The organism is Lacipirellulaceae bacterium (assembly GCA_040218535.1).
In the GTDB taxonomy this organism is placed as follows: Bacteria; Planctomycetota; Planctomycetia; order Pirellulales; family Lacipirellulaceae; genus Adhaeretor.
The window spans coordinates 289,105-313,892 of the sequence record JAVJRG010000012.1 but is presented as its reverse complement, the minus strand read 5'-3'; the positions used below and the strand labels follow the sequence as shown (position 1 = coordinate 313,892).

Annotated in this window: 23 protein-coding genes; 12 read left to right on the top strand and 11 right to left on the bottom strand. The window is 55.9% G+C overall.

Annotated features, from left to right (window positions below):
- Positions 1–10 precede the first annotated feature (10 nt).
- Together miaB and RIB44_15225 are read left to right on the top strand one after the other, a co-directional pair.
- Positions 11–1,435 (top strand): tRNA (N6-isopentenyl adenosine(37)-C2)-methylthiotransferase MiaB, encoded by a 1,425-nt coding sequence (miaB, locus tag RIB44_15230; protein MEQ8617925.1) that lies wholly within the window; start codon positions 11–13, stop codon positions 1,433–1,435.
- 109 nt (positions 1,436–1,544) lie between these two features.
- On the top strand, positions 1,545–4,727 hold the full coding sequence (locus RIB44_15225; GenBank protein ID MEQ8617924.1) for a hypothetical protein: 3,183 nt from the start codon (positions 1,545–1,547) through the stop codon (positions 4,725–4,727).
- 27 nt (positions 4,728–4,754) lie between these two features.
- Here RIB44_15225 and RIB44_15220 read toward each other — a convergent pair whose 3' ends face one another.
- Complete coding sequence (locus RIB44_15220; GenBank protein MEQ8617923.1) at positions 4,755–5,069, bottom strand: P-II family nitrogen regulator; 315 nt, start codon at positions 5,067–5,069, stop codon at positions 4,755–4,757.
- A 21-nt stretch (positions 5,070–5,090) separates the two neighbouring features.
- Positions 5,091–5,504 (bottom strand): 2Fe-2S iron-sulfur cluster-binding protein, encoded by a 414-nt coding sequence (locus RIB44_15215; protein MEQ8617922.1) that lies wholly within the window; start codon positions 5,502–5,504, stop codon positions 5,091–5,093.
- Positions 5,505–5,617: 113 nt separating this feature from the next.
- Here RIB44_15215 and RIB44_15210 point away from each other — a divergent pair, with 113 nt between their 5' ends.
- The 4 genes from RIB44_15210 (at position 5,618) to RIB44_15195 (ending at position 8,087) form a co-directional block, all read left to right on the top strand.
- Positions 5,618–5,917, top strand: coding sequence for a hypothetical protein (locus tag RIB44_15210; protein ID MEQ8617921.1), 300 nt, complete (start codon positions 5,618–5,620; stop codon positions 5,915–5,917).
- A 155-nt stretch (positions 5,918–6,072) separates the two neighbouring features.
- The gene (locus RIB44_15205) at positions 6,073–6,867 is read left to right on the top strand and encodes a thymidylate synthase (GenBank protein ID MEQ8617920.1); all 795 of its coding nucleotides are present in this window, start codon (positions 6,073–6,075) and stop codon (positions 6,865–6,867) included.
- A 13-nt stretch (positions 6,868–6,880) separates the two neighbouring features.
- On the top strand, positions 6,881–7,384 hold the full coding sequence (locus RIB44_15200; protein MEQ8617919.1) for a dihydrofolate reductase: 504 nt from the start codon (positions 6,881–6,883) through the stop codon (positions 7,382–7,384).
- Positions 7,385–7,502: 118 nt separating this feature from the next.
- Positions 7,503–8,087, top strand: coding sequence for a DNA-3-methyladenine glycosylase I (locus tag RIB44_15195; GenBank protein ID MEQ8617918.1), 585 nt, complete (start codon positions 7,503–7,505; stop codon positions 8,085–8,087).
- A 7-nt stretch (positions 8,088–8,094) separates the two neighbouring features.
- On the opposite strand, the gene epmA is transcribed toward RIB44_15195, so the two are convergent.
- From epmA to efp, 4 genes are all read right to left on the bottom strand, one after another.
- A complete protein-coding gene (epmA, locus tag RIB44_15190) occupies positions 8,095–9,033 on the bottom strand; it encodes an EF-P lysine aminoacylase EpmA (protein ID MEQ8617917.1) in 939 nt (312 codons plus the stop codon).
- 3 nt (positions 9,034–9,036) lie between these two features.
- Positions 9,037–11,010 (bottom strand): M48 family metallopeptidase, encoded by a 1,974-nt coding sequence (locus RIB44_15185; protein MEQ8617916.1) that lies wholly within the window; start codon positions 11,008–11,010, stop codon positions 9,037–9,039.
- Between the two features lie 118 nt (positions 11,011–11,128).
- The gene (locus RIB44_15180; protein MEQ8617915.1) at positions 11,129–11,731 is read right to left on the bottom strand and encodes a LemA family protein; all 603 of its coding nucleotides are present in this window, start codon (positions 11,729–11,731) and stop codon (positions 11,129–11,131) included.
- 280 nt (positions 11,732–12,011) lie between these two features.
- Positions 12,012–12,593 carry an elongation factor P gene (gene efp, locus RIB44_15175; protein MEQ8617914.1) on the bottom strand — a complete coding sequence of 194 codons (582 nt, stop codon included), beginning with the start codon at positions 12,591–12,593 and terminating at the stop codon, positions 12,012–12,014.
- An 81-nt stretch (positions 12,594–12,674) separates the two neighbouring features.
- Between efp and epmB the strand changes: the two genes are divergently transcribed.
- The 3 genes from epmB to RIB44_15160 all read left to right on the top strand — a co-directional run bounded on the left by epmB (position 12,675) and on the right by RIB44_15160 (position 15,751).
- Entirely contained in the window at positions 12,675–13,715 is a 1,041-nt protein-coding gene (epmB, locus tag RIB44_15170; GenBank protein MEQ8617913.1) for an EF-P beta-lysylation protein EpmB, read from the top strand.
- A 142-nt stretch (positions 13,716–13,857) separates the two neighbouring features.
- Positions 13,858–14,943 carry a 23S rRNA (adenine(2503)-C(2))-methyltransferase RlmN gene (rlmN, locus tag RIB44_15165; protein ID MEQ8617912.1) on the top strand — a complete coding sequence of 362 codons (1,086 nt, stop codon included), beginning with the start codon at positions 13,858–13,860 and terminating at the stop codon, positions 14,941–14,943.
- Positions 14,944–15,124: 181 nt separating this feature from the next.
- Positions 15,125–15,751 carry a RimK/LysX family protein gene (locus tag RIB44_15160; GenBank protein ID MEQ8617911.1) on the top strand — a complete coding sequence of 209 codons (627 nt, stop codon included), beginning with the start codon at positions 15,125–15,127 and terminating at the stop codon, positions 15,749–15,751.
- On the opposite strand, the gene RIB44_15155 is transcribed toward RIB44_15160, so the two are convergent.
- Positions 15,748–16,680, bottom strand: a complete 933-nt coding sequence (locus RIB44_15155; protein MEQ8617910.1) for a site-specific DNA-methyltransferase — start codon at positions 16,678–16,680, stop codon at positions 15,748–15,750. The two genes, RIB44_15160 and RIB44_15155, sit on opposite strands and share 4 nt — an antisense overlap.
- A gap of 118 nt (positions 16,681–16,798) precedes the next feature.
- Between RIB44_15155 and RIB44_15150 the strand changes: the two genes are divergently transcribed.
- A complete protein-coding gene (locus RIB44_15150; protein ID MEQ8617909.1) occupies positions 16,799–17,656 on the top strand; it encodes a sugar phosphate isomerase/epimerase family protein in 858 nt (285 codons plus the stop codon).
- Positions 17,657–17,747: 91 nt separating this feature from the next.
- On the opposite strand, the gene RIB44_15145 is transcribed toward RIB44_15150, so the two are convergent.
- From RIB44_15145 to infA, 4 genes are all read right to left on the bottom strand, one after another.
- Positions 17,748–18,242 (bottom strand): 4Fe-4S dicluster domain-containing protein, encoded by a 495-nt coding sequence (locus RIB44_15145; GenBank protein MEQ8617908.1) that lies wholly within the window; start codon positions 18,240–18,242, stop codon positions 17,748–17,750.
- Between the two features lie 94 nt (positions 18,243–18,336).
- Complete coding sequence (locus RIB44_15140) at positions 18,337–18,867, bottom strand: ACT domain-containing protein (GenBank protein ID MEQ8617907.1); 531 nt, start codon at positions 18,865–18,867, stop codon at positions 18,337–18,339.
- A gap of 127 nt (positions 18,868–18,994) precedes the next feature.
- Positions 18,995–20,728, bottom strand: coding sequence for a hypothetical protein (locus RIB44_15135; GenBank protein ID MEQ8617906.1), 1,734 nt, complete (start codon positions 20,726–20,728; stop codon positions 18,995–18,997).
- Positions 20,729–21,058: 330 nt separating this feature from the next.
- Complete coding sequence (gene infA / locus RIB44_15130; protein MEQ8617905.1) at positions 21,059–21,283, bottom strand: translation initiation factor IF-1; 225 nt, start codon at positions 21,281–21,283, stop codon at positions 21,059–21,061.
- A gap of 361 nt (positions 21,284–21,644) precedes the next feature.
- On the opposite strand from infA, the gene RIB44_15125 reads away from it, so the two are divergent.
- Together RIB44_15125 and RIB44_15120 are read left to right on the top strand one after the other, a co-directional pair.
- Entirely contained in the window at positions 21,645–23,768 is a 2,124-nt protein-coding gene (locus RIB44_15125) for an HlyD family efflux transporter periplasmic adaptor subunit (protein MEQ8617904.1), read from the top strand.
- A gap of 70 nt (positions 23,769–23,838) precedes the next feature.
- Positions 23,839–24,762 (top strand): HlyD family efflux transporter periplasmic adaptor subunit, encoded by a 924-nt coding sequence (locus tag RIB44_15120; GenBank protein ID MEQ8617903.1) that lies wholly within the window; start codon positions 23,839–23,841, stop codon positions 24,760–24,762.
- The last annotated feature ends 26 nt before the right edge of the window (positions 24,763–24,788 follow it).

Below are 24,788 nucleotides of genomic sequence, written 5' to 3'. Positions count from 1 at the left end.
ACAAAATAAAATGCCCAAGAAACTCTACATCGAAACCGTCGGTTGCCAGATGAACGTGCTCGACAGCGAGCTCGTCGTTGCCAGCCTGCGCAAAGACGGTTACGAGCTGACTGACAGCCCCCAGGCGGCTGATACCGTGCTCTTCAACACCTGCAGCGTTCGCCAGCACGCTGAGGATAAGATTTACAGCGCTTTGGGCCGGCTGAAAGACGCCAAGAAGAAAAACCCAGACAAGATTATCGGCGTGCTGGGGTGCATGGCTCAAAAGGACCAACGGTTGATCTTCGAGCGGGCCCCCTACGTTGATCTGATCGTCGGTCCCGGCCAACTCCATCAGGTGCCGCAACTAATTACCGACATTGCCGACGGTGCCGGCCAGAAGATGGAAGTCAGCCTGGGTCGCAAGGACGGCCCGCGAGCGGACATCGAACGCAGTCACGAGAGTTTCGATCCTCTGCGAGACCCGACGATGCGCCCCACGCCCTATCAGGCTTACGTGCGGATTGTCATCGGTTGCGATAAATTCTGCACCTATTGCATTGTTCCCAGCGTACGCGGACCCGAGCAAAGCCGCCCGCCACAGCAGATTCTTGCCGAAGCCCGGCAGCTTGCCAGCGAAGGTTGCAAGGAGATCACACTCCTAGGGCAAACTGTCAACAGCTACACGTATCGAGACGGTGAGCGGACAACGCGGTTTAGCGACTTATTGCACGCGGTACACGAGATCGAAGGGATCGAGCGAATCAAGTTCGTTACCAACTATCCCAAGGACATGACCGACGATGTGCTTGAAGCGGTCCGCGATCTGCCGAAGCTCGCGAAGTATCTGCACGTTCCGCTCCAGAGCGGCTCCGACGCCGTACTCGACCGCATGAAGCGAGGCTACACAACCGAAGACTATCGCGAAATGCACAATCGCGTGCGAGAGTGGCTGCCCGACGCGGCAGTCTCGAGCGATTTCATCGTCGGTTTCTGTGGCGAAACGGAAGACGAGTTCCAGGCCACTTACGACTCAGTGAAGGAGTATCGCTTCAAGAATAGCTTCATCTTCAAGTACAGCGAACGCCCGGGAACTAAGGGAGCGGAGCGTTACTCTGATGACATTCCCGAGGAAGTCAAACGACAGCGCAACAACGCTCTGCTCAATCTGCAAAACATGATCAGCGAGGAAGACAACCAAGAGTTTCTTGGCCAGCAGGTCGAGGTCTTGGTCGAGGGACCCAGCAAAGCGGCCGCACGCAAGGACGAGACCGACGGGCCCGTGCTGCAGCTCACAGGGCGGACCATGTGCGACCGGATCGTCGTCTTCGAAGGAAATCGCCGCCAAATCGGTGAAATTCTCCCAATCGCTATCTACGACGCCAACGCCCACACGCTCTTCGGCAATGTGGTGACACAGCATGTAGGCCCCGAGCTCTTCTCGCTTGGTGCCTAGTTCGGCGGAGGCTGCTGCCCGTCTGGAGCTACGCTTTAGAGTGCAATGTGTGTATGATAGAGATGTAGGCGAATCTATCCATTGAGCTACCATTCCGTCTCCGCCACCGATGCAGACCCAGAGCCTACGTTCCCTTCTCGATGTTCCCAGCGAGGCCCGCGACTGGCTCAAGCGACTGGGAGTCTCCGATGTCCGTACAGGGCACACAAACCTGCTGAGGCTTTCCGAAGCTGGGATCCCGCTGGATCTGCTCTCAGTGATTTGCGACCAGTTTGAGGCCTCCGCCCCTCGGCTCGCAGATGCGGATATGGCGCTCAATAATTTGGAGCGTTTTCTCCTTGGCGCGCGAAGCCCTCTCTCAACCGCCGCTCTTTTTGAACGCGATCCGCAGGCGCTCCCGAACTTACTGATGCTGCTGACGGCTAGCCAGGACCTCAGCGACCTGCTCTGTACCGACCCAGAAAGCTACGACTTGTTGCGAATGACCGAAGGGTTACCCTACGCGCGTGACAAGATTGTTGAAGAGTTGGTTGCCGACGTTGAGAAACTGGAATCTGATGAGGAAGTGATCGCCCATTTGCGGCGATTCAAAAGACGTGAGATTCTCAGGATTGCCTATGGAGACATCGTTGCTGACCATCCGATCGATCAAGTCACTCGGCAAATCTCCCACGTGGCCGATGCCAGTGTCGAGGCAGCCCTTTCCTACGCATTGCGAGAGCACGCCAATCGAATCCAGTTCCCTGGCACGGCTCCTCAGATTTCGATTCTGGCACTTGGGAAACTGGGCGGCCAAGAGCTGAACTACTCCAGTGATATCGATCTGATCATTATCCACAGTCACCCTGCGGGAACTTCCCCAAGTGCGGCCGACCAGTTTGCACACGAAGTTGCACAACGTTTGATCCACCTACTGACGTCGACCGACTCGGGGGCATCTTATCGCGTGGATATGCGACTCAGGCCTGAAGGAAAGCGGGCCCCTCTCAGCATGGATGTCGACGCGGCGCTCGCTTATTACGATCTCCGTGGTCGGACATGGGAGCGGCAGGCCTACGTCAAAGCACGTGTCATTGCCGGAGAACTCGAACTCGGCGAGCAGTTCCTCAAATTACTTAAGCCGTGGGTTTATCGGCGCTATCTTAGCTTGGCGGATATTTCGGGAATCCAGTCGCTCAAACGACGTATCGAGAAGCGGGCCGATCATCAGGGCGTGACCCACACGAACGTCAAGACGGGTCACGGTGGTATCCGAGATATCGAATTTGTGATCCAGTTTCTACAATTGCTCAATGGAGGAGCGATCCCTGGTGTGCGCACCGGGAACACCCTGGAAGCCATCAGCCAGCTCACTCAAGCCGGGTGCTTGACCGATCAGGAACGCAGCATCTTGGATGCAAACTATCGTTTCCTACGGCAGGTCGAGCATCGTCTGCAAATTATGTTCGATCTGCAGACGCACGAACTGCCCATGAGTCGCGAAGAGTTGCAGAAGCTCGCCCGCCGACTCGGCTACGAATCAACTCCGACAGAAACCGCACGCTCCCTGTTCCAGCAGGACTATGATCTTAGAACAGCGGAGAATCGCCGCATTCTCGATCATTTGCTCCACGATGCTTTCGAGGATAGTGTCGATCAACAGCCTGAAGTCGATCTCGTCAACGATCCAGACCCCAGCGAAGAAACTATTGATCTGGTCCTAGGACGTTACCCGTTCCGCGACCCTCAGGTAGCCTACGAGCATCTGATGTCGCTGGCCACGGAGACCATTCCCTTCTTATCGACACGCCGTTGTCGGTTGTTTCTCGCTTCAATCGCACCGCGTCTGCTCACCGCCATCACGGATACTCCCGATCCCGATGCGACGCTGATCGCGCTAAGCCGTGTGAGCGATTCTCTCGGCGGTAAAGGAGCACTCTGGGAGTTGTTCAGCGAGAATCATCCCTCGATGAACCTTTACGTGACTCTGTGCGCTGCTTGCCCTTATTTGACGGGCATTCTCACGACGAACCCCGGTATGATCGACGAGCTCACCGATAGCCTAGTGACTAGCAAATTGCCGGATTACCAACGCATCGAGCAGTCACTTGCCGAATTAGCCAAAGGAGCCGAGTCGCTAGCGCCAATTCTCCACAGCTTCAAAGCCTCGCAGCATTTGCGAATCGGCGTCCGCGACATCCTCGGCAAAGATGCCATTCACGCGACGCACCAAGCGCTCTCCGATACGGCAGAAGTCTGCCTCAAGAAAGTCATCGCGACGGAATACGAAGCACTGATTGAAAAATTCGGCGAGCCACGGATCGCTGCTGACCTTCCCGAAGCGGTCTGTCAAGATGAGTCGATTGCCGCAGAGATCACCCCCTGGAGTCTTCCGCTAGACCGATTGGGCCAACGTTGTGAACTGGTCGTGGTCGCGATCGGCAAACTCGGTGGCAGCGAGCCGAACTTCCACAGCGATTTGGATCTTGTTTTCCTTTACGAAGCAGAAGGCGAAACGGTACCGACACACCGTGGCGTCCAATCAACGACGAATAGCCACTTTTTTGGGGAGCTATCTCAGCGAATTATCCAGAAGGTGAATCAGTTCGGCCCGCAAGGTCAGCTCTACGAAGTGGATCCACGACTCCGTCCCACAGGACGTAACGGTCGGCTAGCAGTCTCGTTGGACTCCTTCCGAGAGTACTTCGATAGTGGCAAGGGTCAGCTTTGGGAGCGATTGGCGTTATGCAAAGCTCGCGTACTGACCTCCTCTGAGCAAGCCGTCAGGCGGACCGAGGCGGTGATTCACCAATCGATTTATGGCCAGCCGTTTGCGGAAGACGACATTGAGTCGATCCGCCAGATGCGCTCAAAGCTCGAAGAGTCTGCGTCCGAAAGGAACCTGAAACGAGCCCCGGGCGGGACGATGGATACTGAGTTCGTCGTCCAGATGTTGCAATTAAAGCATGGTGAAAACCGCCCTGAAATCCGCCAGCCGAATACGCTCAAAGCACTTGAAGCACTCGCTGCGGCGAAACTCTTGACTCTCGAGACGGCAGATCTCTTGAGCAAAGCTTATCGTTTCCAACGGGTCGTTGAGTCTCGCATACGGTTAATGAATTCTCCCGGGCGCCACGAGTTTCCCGACGATAACAAAGAGCTGGCACGCTTGGCCATGCTGTTGGGCTACGAGAATGCTGCGGCGTTGGCCGTCGAAGCGGAGCAAGTTTTCCGCACGGTGCGTAGCCGCTTCAACGAGTTCTTCCCGCCACCAGTGGAAGTTGAGGAACCAACCGACGTGATAAGTGAGTGAAGCGAGCCCGCACTCTACTTGCCAACGCTACATTAATCCCGCTTCGACATGCTCAGCGCCTAGCACGAAGATCTTTCCGTCGCCCATACGGCCAGTGCGAGCTACCTCGACCATCTGACGGATGACTTCTTCGCTACGGGCATCTTCGACCCAAGCGGTGATCTCGACCTTGGGGAGAAACGCTTCCGAATACTCGCTATCCGCATACTCGTCGAGATAGCTCTTCTGTCGTCCGTAACCCTTCACCTCGCGGACATGAACGGCTTCAAGAGGAGAACGACGCAAGCTCTCCAAGATTCGCTCCGCAAGAAACGGCTTCACGATGGCGACGACTTGTTTCATGGGAAGCTGATAGCTTCTCCCTTAACTAAAGAAATTCTCGCCAAACAGGTCGAGTTCCGGACCGGTTTCCACTTCGATGTCGCCATTGACTTTCACTTGGCAGGAAAGCCGCATGTTTTCTTCATTTCCAACGTATGCCAAGCAGGGCAGGGGATCGAACCCGCCGGGTGTCACAGGCGTGGGGATAGGCACCTTGAAGCGCGCTTTTTCGACCATTCCCATTTTGCTGACGTTCTCCATGCCCTCAGTAATCAGCACCCGACAGGTGCCACATTGGCCCCAGCCGTGGCAGTTGACCATTTTGTTGAGCCCCGCTCCAAAGCCATTCACCCCCTGATGGACATTCACGCCCGCTTTGACGGCCTCGGTCCGTAGGTTGGCTCCCTCGGGGACTTCAATCTCAACTTTTTCTTTGGTGAACTTAATAACCGGCATGAGTACGAAAGCCTTCAATCGGGCGGAGAGTGGTGCTACCCACAGGTAGCGACAGTCGATACCATAATCTACCGCACGTGCGGCAGCGGATAAAGTGGGATGATTGCCGCTGAATGAGCCCCGCCAAAACGAAGGAACCCCGCCGCATGGCCCGCCAGTACACCAAATTCCAGCAAAAGGCGATCAAGAACTTCTACGACAATCGCGAGGCCATCGGCATCCAGCGTCTGGGTGAGCTGGTCACGGACCTCTATTTGGCTGAGGGTAAGGCCAGAGCCACCAAGTGGAAACAAGCCGCGGGAGCCCTGGAAAAACTGAGCGTTAAACCCGCCGAGATCACGAAAATCGTCAAGAGTGACGATCCGCAGATGCTAGCGAAAAAGCTGGAACAGTTGATGAATGAGCAAGGGTAAAAAGTTTTCAGTTTTCAGTGTTCAGTTTTCAGTCTGAGTTCGCAAAGCTAGTAAAAGATACGTGGCCCGTTGATCTTTCGACCGCTTAGAATGGTCTAATCGGCTCGTGTTCGTGTGCTGAACACTGAAAACTGAACACTGAAAACTAGCCTCCAATGCGGCAATACCTAAATCTCCTCCAAGACGTCCTCGACAACGGCACCAAGAAATCCGACCGCACCGGTACCGGGACGCGGAGCGTGTTTGGTCGCCAACTACGGTTCGATCTTTCCGCAGGCTTCCCGCTACTCACGACGAAGAAACTGCACCTTCGTTCCATCATTCACGAACTACTGTGGTTCCTCCGCGGCGAGACGAACATCGCCTACTTGAAAGAGAACGGTGTTAGCATCTGGAACGAATGGGCTGACGAACAGGGCGAGCTTGGTCCCGTCTACGGCCACCAGTGGCGGAGTTGGCCGACTGCCGATGGCGGGGTGGTCGATCAAATCACCGAACTCGTTGAGCAAATCCAAACCAACCCCGATTCCCGCCGGCTGATTGTCAGCGCGTGGAACGTGGGCGAGCTATCAAAGATGGCCCTCCCACCCTGCCACCTGCTGTTTCAGTTTTACGTTGCGGAAGGCAAACTCTCCTGCCAACTATACCAACGCAGCGCCGACGTCTTTTTAGGGGTTCCCTTTAACATCGCTTCCTACGCCATGCTCACGATGATGGTTGCGCAAGCGACCGGCCTCCAGTCCGGCGACTTTGTTCACACGTTGGGCGACGCGCACCTCTACGAAAACCATCTTGATCAAGCTCGCACACAGCTCGAGCGTGATCCACGCGGTTTGCCAAACATGCGTTTGAATCCCAAAGTGAATTCCATTTTCGAATTCAAATACGACGATTTCACGCTGGAGAACTACGACCCACACCCACATATCAAAGCCCCTGTTGCAGTGTGAGCGGCAGTAGTTCATGGCAATTCTTTCGATTATCGTCGCCGCCGCCAAGAATGGCGTCATCGGTCGCGAAGGCGATCTTCCCTGGCGTTTATCCGCGGACCTGAGGCGATTCAAGCGGATCACTATGGGCCATCCGATCGTCATGGGGCGAAAGACCTGGGATTCGATCGGCAAGCCACTGCCAGGCAGATCTTCTGTGGTTGTCACACGGCAAGAAGGCTATTGCACGGAATTCGAGGAAGTGCACGTCGTTCACACACTTGAAGATGCGATTGAAGTGGCCTCTAGCTTACCCGGCGGAGAGGAAACCTACCTGATCGGCGGTGCCCAACTCTACGAAGCGGCATTGCCATTGGCGAGCAAACTGTACTTCACACACGTCGAAGCGGAAGTCGAGGGCGACGCGACTTTCCCCGCGATCGATTGGTCTGAATGGAAACAAGTTGAAGCAGAGAAAGTTCCGGCAGATGAGAAGAATGACCACGCGCATATGTTTTCGATCTACCATCGCAAATAATTTGGGCGACGGATGAAACGGATTGCACGGACGAGTTTCGAAAATCCGTGTCATCCGTGCAATCCGTGGCCCAAAAATACGTCTCGCCACGTCATGGATTGTGAATGCGAAAACGCCTATGCCTAAGAAACAACAACGCTGCCCCTGGTGCGAGTCGAGCGACCTTTACCTTACGTACCACGACCAGGAATGGGGCGTGCCCGTCTACGACGATCAGCGGCAGTTTGAGTTCCTCACCCTCGAAAGCGCCCAAGCCGGTTTGAGTTGGTCGACGATTCTCAACAAGCGCGAGGGGTACCGGAAAGCGTTCGCTCAGTTCGATGTCCAGAAGGTCGCCAGGTTCACGGAAAAGCGGATCGCCAAGCTGCTGGAGAATCCCGGCATCGTTCGCAACAAGCTAAAAGTCAACGCGGCAGTCACCAACGCACGTGCATTCCTCGAAGTGCAAGAGGAATACGAGGGCTTTGCCAACTACATCTGGCAGTTCGTCGACGGCAAGCCGATCCAAAACCGCTGGAAGACACTCAAGCAAGTTCCCGCCACCACGAAAGAATCCGACGCCCTCAGCAAAGACCTAAGAGCACGTGGCTTCAAGTTTGTCGGCAGCACGATCATGTACGCCCACATGCAAGCCGCCGGACTGGTGAACGACCATCTGGTGAGTTGCTACCGTCACAAAGACTGTGCGAAGCTCGCTCGTTGACGCCTATTCAACTCGGGAAACTTCGCACCTCACCAATCGAGTCGCACCCACAAACCAGCATCGCCAGCCGATCAAACCCCAAGGCACACCCGCTGCATGGAGGCAGACCCGGCTCCGACATCACCTCAAAAAGCGATTCGGGCAAGGGGAGGGCAGGGCGGCCTTCGCTCTCGCGTTGCCCGTTGATAAGCAATAACCGTTCTCGCAACTCCACCGCGTCAGTCAACTCATCGTATCCATTGGCTAACTCAACGCCTCGCCAATAGAGTTCAAACCGCCGCGCGACAGGAGTTTCGTCTTCGAGGAGTTTCACCTTGGCCAGCGCGGCTTGGCTCTGCGGATAGTCGTAGAGAATCTCTGGCACCTCATTGCCGAGCGTCGGTTCGATGCAGAACGAAAGCAGAAGATTCAGCCACTCGTCACGGTCGTCTCGTTTGAGATCATCAGGAACTGCAAGTCGCTTTTCCGAAGCTTTGTCAGCCAATTCATCACAACTTGCCGTATGAGGGTCGAGGTTTAGTTCTTTTTGAAAGGCTTCTTGGTAGCTCGTCCTCTTTGCTGGAGCCGTGCCAGCGACAGTTTGCAGGAACTGATCGAGCAGCCCGATTCCTTCGTTCATTGCTTCGCCAACGCGATACCATTCGACGATTGTGAACTCCGGAGAGTGCAACCGGCCTGACTCGTGACCGCGAAACGAACGAGTCACCTGATAAATCGACTCGAATTCTTCGCACAACAGCCGCTTCATGTGCAGCTCAGGGGAAGCCTGCAAGAAGTAGTTTCCATCAGCAAGACCACGCGGCTCGATGTGCAGCTCCGGAATCACTTCCGCAGAAACTAGCGGAGTCTCGACTTCGAGAAACCCACGCTCGTCAAAAAAACGCCGCGTTTCCTTCAACAACTGAGCTCGACGTTGCAGATTCTCTCGCCGTGTCAAACTACTCATCGTTCATCGCTCGTCATTCATCACTCTGACATTCTGCCCCGGCAACAGTGGCGGCATCGGGCAGTCGAGCATGTCGCAGATTCCACGGAAAAGCTCCGCTTCCGCCACCGTGACGTCGTGATCAGCACAGATACAGGCGGCACATGCTTCAACGACAAACTTACGCTGCTTGCTCGCCACTCGTGTCAGTTGCTCAAGCGACTCATTCAGCCCCTTGAGCCCACAAGCTTCTGGCGTGAGTAATTCGACATTCACGTTCGGTAGACGCTCGGCTCCGCGAGCAAACGCAGCCGGGGCTTCCGCCCGGCGGTTGTCCGCATAAGCAAGCGTTGAAAGCAACATGGAACAAGCCCCACCCATGCGTTGGAGCCCATAGTAAGCAATCGCGGGTGCGGCCGTCTTCTCGTACTGGGGTCGTAGGTGCCGAAGCACAATTTGGTAGAGCGTCCACTCGAACAGGGCGAGCTGCTGATCCGCTTCCACCAGTTCCTTAAAGCAGCGAATAAAGGTGCGGTACTGCGAGTCGCTCATCGCGCGGAGCGAGGCCAAGGCGATATCCACCATCGGCAGCCGCACGCTCGCGTCGAGCTGGTCGATCGTTGGCAAGAGTTTCCTCGTCAGCTGGAAGACATCCTTGGCTGCGTGTTTCTCCAGCGCGGCAAACTGGTTCTGTCGTACGCTCGCTTCGCGATCCATCAGCAAACAGTAGACCACGGCACGTGACCCGTAGGGTTCGTGAATGGATTCGAGAACCGCAGGCGGCAACTCGCTCACCAATTCGGCTGCATAAGTGCGGTGTAATTCGGTAGGTTCGCCCACCTGTTCAGCCGCATGTTCGACAACGGCAAGCGGAACCTTATCGTCGGCATCGCTGAGCTCCACATGCTCGTCACCTGCCAACCCAGAGACGGCCTCACTTCCGAAACGACTTGCCGCAGCTTTGGTGATAGCTGGAAATTTGCCATTCCAGTTTGGCTCCAAGGCCAAGATGCGTTTCTTGAGCGGAGGGTGGGTCGCCGTGAGCGAGGTGAACCCCTCCCAAACGCCTTGGGCGAAGAACATGTGGCTAGCTTCCGAGGCATTCGCGGATTCCAGTTTCGATCCTGAGATGAAGCCCCCAATTTTCTTCAGCGCCCCCGAGAGTCCCCCCGGATTTCGCGTGAACTGTACCGCTGAAGCGTCGGCCAAGTATTCCCTCTGGCGAGATACAGCCGCTTTGATGAGGCTGCCCATCAGCGTGCCGACGTAGCCGAGGATCAGCATCGCGAGGCCAATCATCAGCAGAGCACTACCGTTGTTATCGCGCGAGCTGCGTCGAGAAGAACCGGCACCGCTTCGGAGGAGGATTCGCCCGATCAGTCCCAGCAATAACAGACCATGCAACACTCCGATCAGCCGTATGTTCAGCCGCATGTCGCCATTGAGGATATGGCTGAACTCATGGGCAACCACGCCTTGCAGTTCTTCTCGCGACAAGGTTTCCGCACAGCCACGCGTCACAGCGACCACTGCGTCGCTGGGGGCATAGCCGGCAGCGAAGGCGTTGATGCCTCGTTCTCCCTCGAGGATGTAAACTGGTGGAACGGGCACGCCACTCGCCAAGGCCATCTCCTCAACGACGTTCAGTAACCGCCGTTCTGCAAAGCCTTCGACGTTGGGATAGACCCGCGTGCCCCCCAAGCTTTCCGCCACGACGGTTCCCCCGCCACGTAACTGCGCGAGCTTGTACCACGTGCCTCCTCCAATCAGCACCAAAGCTGCCAGTCCGGCTAATACTGGAATCGTCACGTGCTCTTGAGGCTGTCCCCAAAGCTGAGACGAGACTTCCGTATTCACTAGCGGAAGCTCGTCCAAGGCGTACCAGGTAAGGGCGGTAATCCCACCGACGATCCCCAGGACGCCGAGCGAAAACATCATCACCAGCCACTTCGTGGACTTTCGCGCTGCCGATTGTCGCTCGAAAAAGTCAGTAGCCATACGTAGGCTGGAGGGGATTAGGCTTTAGGCGGTAGGGGGAATTCAGCCAGTTAGTACTATCGAGGTGCTAAGCGTTCTAGCTCAACCCTAGAGCCTACAGCCTAACGACCTAAAGGCCTTAGAAACTTACCTTCGGTGCTTCAGCAATCGCCGCGCTGTCGAATTCCAGCAGCTCAGCATCTTGTCCGTGCCCCATCATGCCGGCGAAGATCACTGGTGGGAACGTCTGGCGATAGGTGTTGTATTGCGTGACCGAATCGTTGTAAGCCTGTCGTGCGAAGGCGACTTTGTTCTCGGTCGCGGTCAGCTCTTCAGTCAACTGCTGCATGTTCTCATTGGCTTTGAGGTCGGGATAAGCTTCCGACAGGGCAAAGAGCCGCCCCAGTACCCCGCCGAGTCCCTGTTCCGCAGCGGCCAGTTGAGCCATTGCCGACGGATCCCCCGGACTATCCGATGCCGCTTTGACAGCACCCATCGCCTGGTTGCGCGCGTTGATCACCGCTTCGAGGGTGTCCTTCTCGTGCGCCATGTAGCCTTTGACGGTCTCGACCAGATTTGGAATCAAGTCGTAACGACGCTTTAGCTGCACTTCGATTTGCGAAAATGCGTTTTCCAAACGGTTACGCAAAGTGACCAACCGGTTGTAAATCCCGGTCACCCAGCCGATGAGCAAAAGTGCCAGAACACCAAGAACAATCAGTGTGATAAGCCAGGGTTGCATGGGGACCTCAAAATATGGGTGGCGTTAGGTATTGAACCACAGAGGGCACGGAGAACACGGAGGTTTGTTAGTTGCTTTGCTCGCAGGTCTAAACAAACAACCATCAAGACAACTACTCAATGGTAAAGGTGTTATTCTTTAGAAACGATAATTGTGAATAAATTCGAGTCTTCTGTGAAAAGGTGAAATTCATGATTGGTGGCTAATCTGTTTGCAAATTAACCAACCGGTCTCCGTGTTCTCCGTGGCCTCTGTGGTTCAAAAATTTGTGGATTATGACTCAGTTCGCATCTGGATCTTTCGTCCGCTCAACATACTCGCCGGTCCGCGTATCCACCCGTAGCCAGTCACCAATGTTGATGAAAGCGGGGGCGAGGATCTCCGCTCCCGTTTCCAGCTTCACGGGCTTACTTACATTGGTTGCCGTGTTGCCTTTCGCGGCGGGCTCGCAGTATTCCACTTGCACGACCACGTGATTCGGCGGGGTCATCGCGATGGGCTGGTTGTCCCAGACCATGACTTGGCAGTCCATATTTTCCTTGAGGAACTTGGCCGCATCGCCCATTTGCTCTTCGGTCAGCTCGTACTGTTCGAAGTCGTCATTGTTCATGAATACAAATGATTCGCCTTGGCGGTATAAATATTGGGCAGTAAATTCCTCGACATCGGCCGATTCCACCGATTGGCCCGCCCGGTAGGTCTTATCGGTGACCGTTCCGCGGATGAGATTCCGCAGCTTGCACTCGTAGAGTGCCGTCCCTTTACCGGGCTTGCGGAAGTTCATTTCGATCATCTGATAGGGCACGCCATCGATCTGAATCCTCAGGCCCTTCTTGAACTCATTGGTGCTGTAGGTTCCCACAGAATCTTTCCTCGGATAATTCGTGTATGATGCTAGGCGAAGTATGAAGGCACACCCAGCGAAGACTTAGTGATTTGGTAGATGATCAGTTTAACGCCTACAGCGGAGCCTGTCCGCGCCCGTTCCAAAGGGGTTCAAGCCCCAGAACCCCGTTGGCAAGCCGACATCAAGGCCGCCATCCGCGACCCACAAGTGCTCTGCGAACGTCTTGGCTTTCCAGCGGCTTTGGCCCAAGAAGCCGCAGCGGGGGCAGGGCAGTTCCCCGTGTTCGTGCCGCCCGCCTACCTAGCCAAAATCGCTCACGGCGACCTAAGCGATCCGCTCCTCAGGCAAGTCTTGCCGCTCGCCGAGGAGGGGCAAGCGGTTCCCGGGTTCATTCCCGATCCCGTCGGTGACCTAGCCGTTGAGGAAGCGCCTGGCCTATTGCATAAATATCAAGGCCGCGTGTTGCTGATCACCACCGGCGCGTGTGCCGTACATTGCCGCTACTGCTTTCGCCGTCACTACCCCTACGAAACGGCTCCGCACAGTGATGCGGCTTGGGACGAAGCGATTGAAGCGATCCAATCTGACAGGGCGATTCGAGAAGTCATCCTCAGCGGCGGGGATCCACTGATGCTGGTTGATGAACGGCTGCTAAGCTTGATAGCGCGTATTGAAGCGATCGACCACGTCAAGCGCCTGCGGATCCACACGCGTTTGCCAATCATGATTCCCTCCCGTGTTACCAAAGGCTTACTCGAATGCGTGGCGCAGTCGCGCTTGCAAACGATCATCGTTCTGCACGTCAACCATGCACAGGAGCTTGACGGCGAAACCGCAAACGCCGCGGAAAAGTTGCGAGCGGTGAGGGCGGTATTGCTGAATCAAGCGGTCCTACTCCGCGGCGTGAACGACAGCGTTGAAGCCCAATGCGACTTGAGTGAGCAACTCATCCAGCAGGGGGTGACGCCGTACTACTTGCACCAACTCGATCGCGTCGCCGGAGCGGCACACTTTGAAGTTTCGGAGGATCGAGGAAGGGAAATCATTACTGAACTGCGTCAGCGTTTGCCCGGTTATCTTGTGCCGCGTTATGTGAAAGAAGAAGCCGGAGAAACTTCAAAGCAGGTTCTCCTATAGTAGTGCAATCGCTCTTCGTAACCCGATGCGTAAGCGAGGGGCTACGCCAAAAGCGGTTTTTCCCTCGCTTACGCTTCGGGTTACGATTGAAGTATCGACCCTCGATAAGAATGTTCCGCCTTGCGACTAATCCGTGAAATCCGTGGCCGAAAACCAAGCAACCATTTTTGACGAGCGTGAAGTAGAGTCCGCACGTCGCGATCTCAAACTCGACCCGCAACACTTGCGCCGACTACGGACCGTGGTGCTGAAGCACCACGGCCAGGATGAAGCTGCTTTGGCTGAATTGCCTGAGCAAGCACGCTCTCAATTCGCGGAGCGAGTCCAGCTTCACGTGCTCAAGCTCCACCAGCGTTGCGATTCCCAGCAAGACGGCGCCACCAAGCTGCTCTTTCGCACCGCCAGCGGCATGTTGATCGAGTCGGTCATCCTTCGCATCGAGACCGGTCGCACGACGCTTTGCCTCTCCAGCCAAGTCGGCTGCGCAGCTGCTTGCGATTTCTGCGCTACCGGCAAGATGGGCGTCGCTCAGAATCTCACCACCGCAGAAATTCTCGACCAGGTCACGCAGGCGAACCAATTGCTGGCTGAGGAAGGCCGCCAAATCCGCAATCTCGTCTTCATGGGTATGGGTGAGCCGTTTCATAACGAGCAGGAACTGCATGAGGCACTTCGTCTGCTGATTTCCCCTGAATTCTTCTATCACTCGCCGGGTCGCATTCTCGTTTCGACCGTAGGTGTTCCAGAGGCAATGGTGCGATTCGCCAAGGCGTTCCCAAACGTCAATTTGGCTCTCAGCCTCCACAGTGCGAACCAGGAGAAACGCGAATCGATTATCCCGCTCGCCAAGAAGCATCCGCTGGCAGAGCTGCGAGCCGCCCTTGAGGAGGTGCAGCAATATCAGAAGCCTGGCAAGACGATCATGATCGAGTACCTCATGCTCGCCGGGCTGAACGACTCCTCTGAGGACGCTGAGGAACTCATCCAGTGGACGACGGGGCTGAACGTGCATCTCAACTTGATACCCTTCAATCCGATTGATGACGCGCCGCACCTGGAGAGTAGCAGCTGTGAGACACGCGAGGCGTTTGCCAACCTTCTCAAAGAGGCCGGTTTGCAAACGACAATTCGCTATAGCCTTGGCGCGGATGTCGCAGCCGCGTGCGGACAGCTTGTGCAGCGAGAAAATCGGGAAATCGCAAAACAACTTAAAGTTATTACTGCATAAGGTGTTACGTCATTTTTGGCCCCTCGCCAGACGCGCAGGTATAATTTAGTAGCGATAACGTCTGCCGTTCGGTACGGCTTATGCATCGGCTTTGTGGCAGACCTTATCGGTTTTAGGGAACGAAAGGTTACGCGTGAGATAGGCCTGCTTCGATACGATCATCAGACTCGTGAGCTTCGCTATGAAAAACTTCAGTCGACAAACCATTGCTCTGTTTGCCATCCTGGCACTGCTGCTAGCCGCCACCGGTTTTGTGCTGTCGCTCGATCTGCAAGCTCCCGGGAAGTCGCTCGCGGGAAAAACTATCGAGCATTCGGGCGAAGAAATCCACATTCTCGGGCCAACTGCGGATGTTTCGCTGATCGATTTCGAGGTTAGCGACCAGTCGATGCTCTTCCTCTCCCGCGTTGATACCGGAGCGAAGACCTGCTCGTTGCATGCCGATTCCTGGACCATCGAAGATGCTTCAGACGTCATGGAAGAGAACCTCGGCAAGACGATCCGCTTCCAGATCTCCAACCGACAAGGCGATTCCCAGTGGCTGGAGCGAACGATCGAAGAAGTCGCCGTCATTCGCACCAGCGAACGCGAAGAAAAACGCTACAAAATCCCCATGACGCTGCTGGTCGAAGGAATCCAGCGTACGGTGCTGGTCTCTCTGAACGACCGCTCCGCCATGAGCTACGCGATGCTGCTCGGTCGTAACTTCCTCGACGGAGCCTTCCTCGTCGACGTGACGGGAGCCGATGCCGAGGACGAATTGCTCGCCCGCGGGACAAGAATCCCACCACGGGCCGGGGCGAACTAACGGTTGGTTTTCGCCTTTGCCTTCGTGCTGGTTCTGCGCTGCTTTCGTTGTTCTAGCGTCACGCCGCTTTTGGTGTTTGGCGAGCTTGATAACGGATCGGCAGGCCCATCAAGCGAATCTCCCGGTGTAATCTCTCGGAGTCGTTCTTCTGCGTATTGCGCATAGTCCGATGAGAGTTCGGTGCCAATAAACTCACGTCCGAGCTTTTTCGCCACAGCTAGGGTCGTGCCGCTGCCAGTAAATGGGTCGAACACGACATCGCCAGCATTGCTGCTCACACGAATGATCCGCCCCAGGAGTTGCTCGGGCATTTGGCACCCGTGGAATCCCTGCCGTTCCTTGAAAGTGCCGGCCACGCGACTGTAGTACCACGTGTCGTCCATTGACTGAAAACTCTCCGGGGCGTCTTGCGGCCTGAGAATCCACGTGTCGTCGGGGAGTCTGCCCTTCGGGTTTGCTCGCTTATCGCCATAGACCAACGCTCGTGCCGAAGGAACCCGAATCGAAGGGTCTTCCGCATTGAACGTGAACACCTTCTCGTTCTTCACAAAGTGAAAGAGGTGCGCATGAGAGCGGCTGAACTTCGTCTTGCAGTTGACACCGAACGTGTAATACCAGATCACCCAGCTACGCATGTGGAAGCCCGGTTTCAGCGAACGCGTCGCGGCAACTTTCAGCTCCGCTGCATACTCGTCTCCGATTGCCAGCCAAAAAGTGCCGTTCGGTTTGAGCAGCCGGTACACTTCGCCGATCCAAGTTTCGCACCAATCGAGGTATTTTTCGTCCTCTTGCCGGTCGTCGTACTCGTCGTACTCATAGCCGATATTGAAAGGCGGATCGGCAAAGGCGAGATCCACGCTCTCGTCGCCGATTTGCTTCATTAGGTCAAGGCAATCGCCTTGATGGATCGTTCCTTGAGCTAAAGACATTGAGAGCATCCTTATCGGCTGTGACCTGTTCTTGGTAAAATTCTAGCCGCTCAGGGGCCGCAGCGCAACGGCCCGATCCGTCGTGTTGTTTCTCGAATTGCCCCTTCCATCAAATGCCATGAAATACGCCTTCTGCAACGAACTCTTCGGCAGCGAGCCGTTTGACCGAGCCTGGCCACAAGCGCGTGAGCTAGGATACACCGGTGTTGAGATTGCCCCTTTCACGCTCGGCGAAGGTGGCGACATCACCGATGTTCGTGATGTCTCTTCTGCAAGGCGTGCCGAGGTGAAACAACAAGCCGCGTACGCCCAGCTAGAAGTCGTCGGGTTGCATTGGTTGCTCGCCAAGACGGAAGGCTTCTATCTCACGAGCCCTGACGGCGAGGTGCGAAAGCAGACGAGCGAGTACTTCAGAGCACTCGCGCAGCTCTGTCACGATCTCGGAGGGAAGGTCATGGTGCTGGGCTCGCCGCAGCAAAGGAACCTGCTCCCGGGAGTCACCTACGAGCAGGCCGAGAGCCACGCTGCCGAAGTGCTGAAAGCGGCGACGCCAACCTGTGAAGATTTAGGAGTGACCATCGCACTTGAGCCGCTAGGCCCAGCCGAGGGCGACTTCCTCACGACGGCTGCCAGTGCCGTGCGGTTGATGCAGCTTGTTGCATCCCCCAATTGCCGATTGCATCTCGACGTGAAGGCGATGTCGAGTGAAGCCATCTCGATCAAACAGATCATTCGCGACAATGCCGAGCACACTGCCCACTTCCACGCAAACGACCCCAACTTGTTGGGGCCAGGAATGGGCGACGTCGAGTTCGCGCCGATTTTCGAGGCACTCCAAGAAACCAACTACGACGATTGGGTATCCGTAGAAGTTTTTCGCTATGAGCCGAGCCCGCTTGAGATCGCTAAGCAAAGTATCGATTACATGAAAAAGGTTTGCGAGAGTGTTTCGATACACCACGAATCCAACGAATAGCACGAATGAAGATGACGAGACACAAGTTAGATTCGTGTTATTCGTCTAATTCGTGGTGCGAACTGCCCCGGCAGAAAACCAAGAATACGTGTTAGGTTGCTGCCCGCAGTTCAGCCAGATGCTGTGCCGTCCCCACAAGTCGGTCCCAATGTTCTTCGATGTATTCCGGCGGGCCGCCAACTTGTGCCATGACCACAGCCGCGTTTTCCGTGGGCACCATTTCGATCGCGTCCCAGGGGCAGACCAGTAGTTCGTAAGGGTTGCTCTTTTTACCCGGGATGTGGACGCACACTTCGCAACCGACGCAACGCTCAAGGTCGATCTCGCACCACTGCTGGTTGCCCTTGATGATGCCGCCATTGAGCGACTTCAGCTCAATGCAGTCCACAGGGCAGACCTCGAGACACGACTCGCACCCGGTGCAGTTGTCGGCGTTGATGATCGCCAGTTCCTTGGGAACTTTCTTTCTAGGACCTTTTTTCGCCATGACGAAATCGTGGGGGTTAAGGTGCTGCCCCGCCTCGGGCTCTCTGTGGGTACCATTTCGTAGAATTGAAACTTCGTGAATTCTTTCACGATGTTTCATTCATCTTATTTCCTACTCGGCCTGACGCCAAGCTGAAATCAAGCCTCATTGGTCAAATATCGAGCTCGGGCTAGCATCTCAGCGGATGGGGAAATTATAGCTCATTCGCCTTGAGCTGGATGTCCACCATCAGGTCCCCAGCGACTTCTTCTAAAGCGGCCTGCAACTGGGCACGGTCCACGCCGGCTGGCAATCTGAGCGTTGCCGCGGCATTGAATAGCGGTTGCCCCGTGTTGGCGGCTGCTGTGATTTCGGTGCCCAGCTCCTCGACATTCACTCCAAGGCTTGCAAGTACACCGGTCACCTCACGGATAATGCCCGGACGGTCGTGTCCGACCAGCTCGAGCAGCAGCGATTCGGCCTGAATCCCATCGGGCGACGAGTCATCCGTGCGGACGATCGTTTGCAACCCGGTCGCTTGCAATCCGGACAGTGCAGTCTCAAGCTGAGCGACACTCTCCGCAGGCACCCCGACTTTGAGGATGCCCGCGAACTGGCCTGCTAGGTGAGCCATTTGGCTTTCTACCCAGTTCCCGCCGTTGGCAACTACCGTCTCAGCGATCGATTCGACGAGACCTGGACGATCTTCACCAATCACTGTTGCAACGATCGTAACCTGGTTCACTGCTCGCTTACACCCATGTTAGGAGTTGCCAAGAGCCGTTAGCCGTAAGGCGTCGGGTGATTCTTCATGCGAATTCAACCCGATGGCTAACGACTAACGGCTCAGGGCGTTTCTGTCTTGCGATGCCTTAGAAGGCACCTGCTTGCTGCATCTGAGCTTGCATCACCAGCATGCCGATCGCACGCAGGACACCTTCCTCAGCTTCGATGCGGAACTTCGAGCCGTTGGGAATGATGGTCAGCAGCATGCGAATGTGATCGCGACCGCTGGCGTCGTTGGCGAGCATGTTCGACACGCCTTCGATCATCGCTTGGGCTTCGGCTCCGCCTTCGACACCGGCAATCACACTGGCAAACTCAGTGATCTGAGTAGCAGCAAACGAGATTTCCATCGGAGGAACCGTCTTGCTACCTGCTGAGGCGGAAGCATCCATCACTTCTTTGATCGCGTTCACGGCATTGCGACCGACAGCAAAGTAAGCACTCTCTTCGCCCAAGCCGAGAGCCATCGTCAATGTGTCACCGAAAATTTGGCGAGCTTCTTCTTCGTCGGCAGGGATCTCCTTACTGGCCGTGTGGAACTGGACGCCATTGTGGGAGGAAGCATTCCAATTCACTTCGGGGAACTCTTCGTTCTCTTTAGCGACTTCCATCAGCTTCTTGATGCCGCTTTCGATCTTCGAGGGGTCGCCATTGAATCCGCCAGCGACGAAGGAGAAATCGTCGGCACCGAGATTCATAACGGCCCCGATGTCGAACTTGCCTTTCGCGACGGTTGCTTCGAGCGCGGCCCACAAATCGTCAATCGCACTCTTGACGACCTTCTTGGCCTCGTCGTCCAAATCGTCCTCGTTCTCGATCGAGGCAAGGGCTTGTTGCTTATTCAGGCTGAGCGACTGGATGAACTGCTTTTGAGCCTTCTCGTCCATCTTGAGTGCCATCGTCATCATCATGGCCGCATCTGGTTGGATGAACCCAGCGTAGTCAGTCGTCACGTCTTGCATGCCGGCGACCTGCTTTGCCGCATCACTGCCGGGGATGGCTGTCGAGACGAAGTCTAAGAACGTCCGCTGTTGTCCGCTGTCGAGCGAAAGGCCCACGGTCAGCGTGTCCATGTCCTTCATGCCTTCTTGCATTGCCTTGCGTTGCTCTGCAAGAAGTTCCTCGATGTCAGCATCCTCGGCACCAGGGTTTTGCCGTAAACCTTGTTCCGACATTTGGGCGATGAACTCAACATACTGTTGCTTGAAAGCTTCGGGCACTTCTTGAACGTTGATCTTGACCGCCAGATCGTACTCCTTGGTCAGGGCACCAAGCACGCCATCGGGGTCAGCAGGGGCTCCTTCCAGCATCTGCTCAGAAGGAGCAAGAAAGGCCCAGCCGTTACCTTCTTGGGCAAACATGGGTTCCGGCTGACCGGGCGAGCTGATTTCCCACAGGCCATTGCCCTTGTCTTCCGCGGTAACGCCGAAGCCTTGGCCAATGCCAACCAGCGCTTGTAGATCGGTCACTGGCAAGCAAATGGCGCCTGCTGGGGCACCATTCTCGTCCATTCTTACCACGACGCCGATCGGTTTGCCCTTATCGAGCCCCGCCAGGCCCTTGCCTTGGGTGAACATTCCCAGCATGCCGTCGATCTGGGCGGAAAGATTTGGCACGTTGCCAAGGTTGCCGATGAAGTCGATATCCGTCATCAGAGCGTCGTAACCACTAAAGGCCACGACGGCGACAGGCTTCTCGGAACTCTCCTGGGCTTTCGCATCAGTAGCTGATGCACAGCAGAAGAGGGCGACGCTGGCCAACAGGCCGAGCACAAAAGAGATGGTGCGTTGGGACGTGGTACGTTGGAAGGATTGGCTCACCGTCGTGATCTCCCGAGGGGGGTTGAGGTTGGGTCGCTAGGATGTTGGGTCGCCAGGGGGACTGGCTTGCATCAAGTCAGTACGCAGTAACGAGGGTCGGAGTTCCCCACGAAACTCCTGAAAGGGTCATTGGTCACGTTACTGGGGCGACCTCAAAATATAGTGGCTTTCGCCGGTGGTGGGGACTGTCTTGCTAGAAAAACCGTTATTTGCCACGAACTTTAAGCAGCTAACGAAAGCACGAAGCGCAACAGAGTCTCGCGTTCCCGCAGATTCTGCTTGAGAGACTCGCTTGCGCTTCGTGCTTGCATCACATCTAGGGGTTGCAAATCAGCGTTCGCGGTAAGTAATGCGGCCTTTGGTCAGATCGTAGGGAGAAAGCTCCACGCGGACCTTGTCCCCTGGCACGATACGAATAAAGTGCTTACGCATCCGCCCGGCCACATGTGCCTGGACGATATGTCCCCCCTCAATTTCAACACGGAATCGCGTGTTGGCGAGGGCTTGGGTAACCACCCCCTCGACTTCCAGAGCTTCTTCTTTTTCTTTTGCCATCGAAATGCGGAATCCTCATCTGTGAAATATGGCCAGCCGCCGCGACTATGCCTCAGTCACAACTCTCGCCTCGAATTGGGCTAAATTCTAGCAGTTTTGCAGGTTACGTCCAATCCGGCCCTTCTGAGCCAGTCTGGCGTGGCACTCTTTCGTCCGCAAAGTTCATCACTTGCCGAGTTTGCCGATTATTCGGCCCCAATCGCCCCTAATCGCTCCAAGTCGCCGTCCGGAGGAATCATTCAACCAATCTTCTCCTCGCTTTGTTTGACGTTTGCCTGAAAACGCAGAAGAATTAGAGTGTTGAAAGTTGTGTAGCTCCCTCAATAAAGCCATTACTACGACCTCTCCGGCAAACCACCCCGTGTCGAATTCTACCGAAACTCCCAGTGCGAGCGCGTCGATGCCGGACGGAGATGATGTCAATCGCGCAAAACAGGAGATTCAAGGTCTCGTCCAGGAAGTCGTCGAGCTCTCTAAGAGCGATGTCGAGACGGCTGAGTTCTATGCGGGCCTGCTCGACCGGGCCGTCGCTGCTCTCGCTGCCATCGGTGGCGTCGTCTGGAGCATCGACGAAACGACCGGCTTCAAACTCGAGTATCAGTCGAACCTTCGGGGCTCAGGGCTCGCCGATAATCCGGCCGCCCAGATGCAGCACGCTCGTCTCTTGGAAGATATCGCCAAGAAAGGCGAGCCGACGCTCGTTGCCCCCCATTCCGGCTCGGGTGGCGAAGGGGATGATGACGACCACGTTGCCGCCAACCCCACAGATCACCTCTTAGTCGTCGCGCCGATTCAGACCGACCGTGGCGTGGACGGTCTGGTGGAAGTCTTCCAACGTCCCGGCGCACGCCCGACCACGCAGCGCGGCTATTTGCGTTTTCTGATGCAACTGTGTGAGCTGGCCGGCGAGTACCTGAAGACTCGCCGCCTCCGCCATTTTGCCACCAAGCAAACGCTTTGGGAACAACTCGAGTCGTTCACCTCGCAAGTTCACCAGCACCTCGATTCCCGCGAGACGGCCTACACGATTGCCAATGAAGGTCGCCGGCTGATTGGTTGCGATCGCGTAACGGTCGTCCTCAAGAAGGGTACCAAATACGTCGTTGAGTCGATCAGCGGGCAAGATACTTTCGATAAGCGTTCCAACGTTGTTCGTCTTTTGCGAAACCTCTCCAAAGTGGTTTGCAAGAGCGGAGAGGACCTTTGGTACACCGGCGACACTTCGGATCTAGCGCCTCAAGTGGAGAAAGCGGTCAACGCATACGTTGACGAATCGCACACCAAACAGCTTTCGGTGCTGCCGCTGCGAGAAGCCGATCCCAACGAGGATGACAAGGAAAACCGTCGTAAGAAGGAGAACATGCTCGGGGCGATCATCATTGAGCAACTCGTCGATAGCCGCCCCCCCGATGGCCTGATGCAACGAGTCGATGTCGTGCGCAAGCACAGCGCTACATCGCTGACCAACGCCCAATCGCACGAGGGCCTGTTCCTGCTGCCGCTGTGGAAGTTCATCGGCAAAAGCCGCGTGCTGACGACCGCCCGTAACCTCCCCAAAACGATCGCCGCGACCATCGTACTGGCCGGTTTGATTGCCGCGGCGATCCTCGTGCCATATGACTTCACCATGGTCGCCGACGGCCAGCTTTTGCCCGAGGTTCGCCGCAATGTGTTCGCTGATCTGGATGGCACCATCGAAGACGTCAAGGTTTCCCTGAACTCGCCGGTTAAGGAAAAAGATGTGGTCGCTGAAATGCGATCCACCGATCTCGAAGCGGAAGCCGCTTCGTTAGACGGTGAATTACAGAAAACCTCTGAGCAGATCGCCGCGGCACGAAAACGACGCGAGATGATGCTCGATCAGCGTTCCCGGGCAAGCGAAGCCGACATGGCCCAAGTCACGGGCGAGATCAAGCAGCTCCTGAAAGTGATGGACAGCTACGAGGCCCAACGGCGCTTGCTTGATAAGAAACGCGAAGGTCTGCAAGTTCGCAGCCCGATCGATGGGAAAGTTGTCACCTGGCGCGTCGAAGAACGGCTCAAGGGTCGACCGGTGCGCAAGGGTCAGCAATTGATGGAAGTCGCCGATCCGACCCAAGATTGGGAACTCGATATCTTCGTCCCGGAGTCGAAGATGGGTCATGTCATTGAGCGCTTACAAAAACTGCAAGAGAAAGATCCCGGCGCGAAACTGAAACTCACTTTCATTCTCGCCACCCATCCCGGCGAGAAACTGGAAGGCACCGTCCAGGAGATCCACACCTCCGCCGAAGTCCACGGCGACCAGGGAAACACCGTCCGCATGACCGCCTCCTTTGACCAAGCCTTGCTGAAGAATCAGCTCGGTATCAACGACATCGTCAACGACTTGAAAGTTGGCCAAGATGTCAAAGTCAAAATCGACTGCGGCACCCGCCCGGTCGGGTATGTATTATTCCACGATTTATTTGAGTTCATTCAGTCGCGAATTTTATTTCGCCTCTAGGCATGTAGGGTACGCCGCGTACCTCGCTCCCATGAACTCCTTAGGCATGAACAGAATAGGGAATCGAACTATGAAAACCTTCGTCCCCATCGCCTTGGCTTTCCTCCTAGCTGCCAACAGTTACGCCCAGAATTCCCGCTACGAGGGCGACCCCACGTTCAACGATGTTCGCGTTAAAGTTCAGGACGATATCGACATTCCCGGCGAAGAAGAAGGCGTGCTCATCGAACTGCTCGTCCGCGAAGGTTCTCGCGTGAAAAAAGGGGATGTCATTGGTCGCATTGACGACCGGATGCCTCAGGCACAACTCAAGGTGGCCGAGTTCAGTTTAGAAGCGGCCCGAGCTCGCGCTGACGACAAAATTGAGGAAAAGTACGCTCGCAAAGCCGCTGCTGTGGCAAAGACTGACTGGGAACAGGATCTCCAGGCGAATCGCAGCAACCCGGGAGCCGTCGCTGAAATTCAACTCCGCCGCAAAAAGCTCGATTGGGAACGGTCGATCTTGCAAATTGAAAAGGCTGAGAAAGACCAGTTCCTCGCCGGCAAAGATGCTGACGTGAAGCTGGCCGAACTGGATGCTGCGAAGATGGCCGTCGATCGTCGCGTCATCCGCGCCCCCTTCGATGGCGACGTGCAAACACTCTACAAGCATCAATCCGAGTGGCTTAATCCGGGCGAGCCGATCCTCCGATTGCTCAAGCTTGAGACGATGCAGGTCGAATGCTTTGTAGACTCGGCCGAATTCGACCCCGTTGACGTGGCTCGCAAGCCAGTCACGGTGCGAGTGAATCTGGCCCGTGGTCGCCAGGCTTCTTTTGAAGGCCGAGTGATCTATGTCAGCCAATCGGTCCAGTCTGACGGCCAATACCTCGTCCGCGCTGAAATTGCGAACCAGCGTACCGGCGACTACTGGCTCGTCCGCCCCGGCCTGCAAGCATCGATGACCATCCACGTGAGCGAAACCGCGATGAAACCAACTCAAGGTGCGAAGTAGTTTACTAACACGTAGCTCAAGCAAGT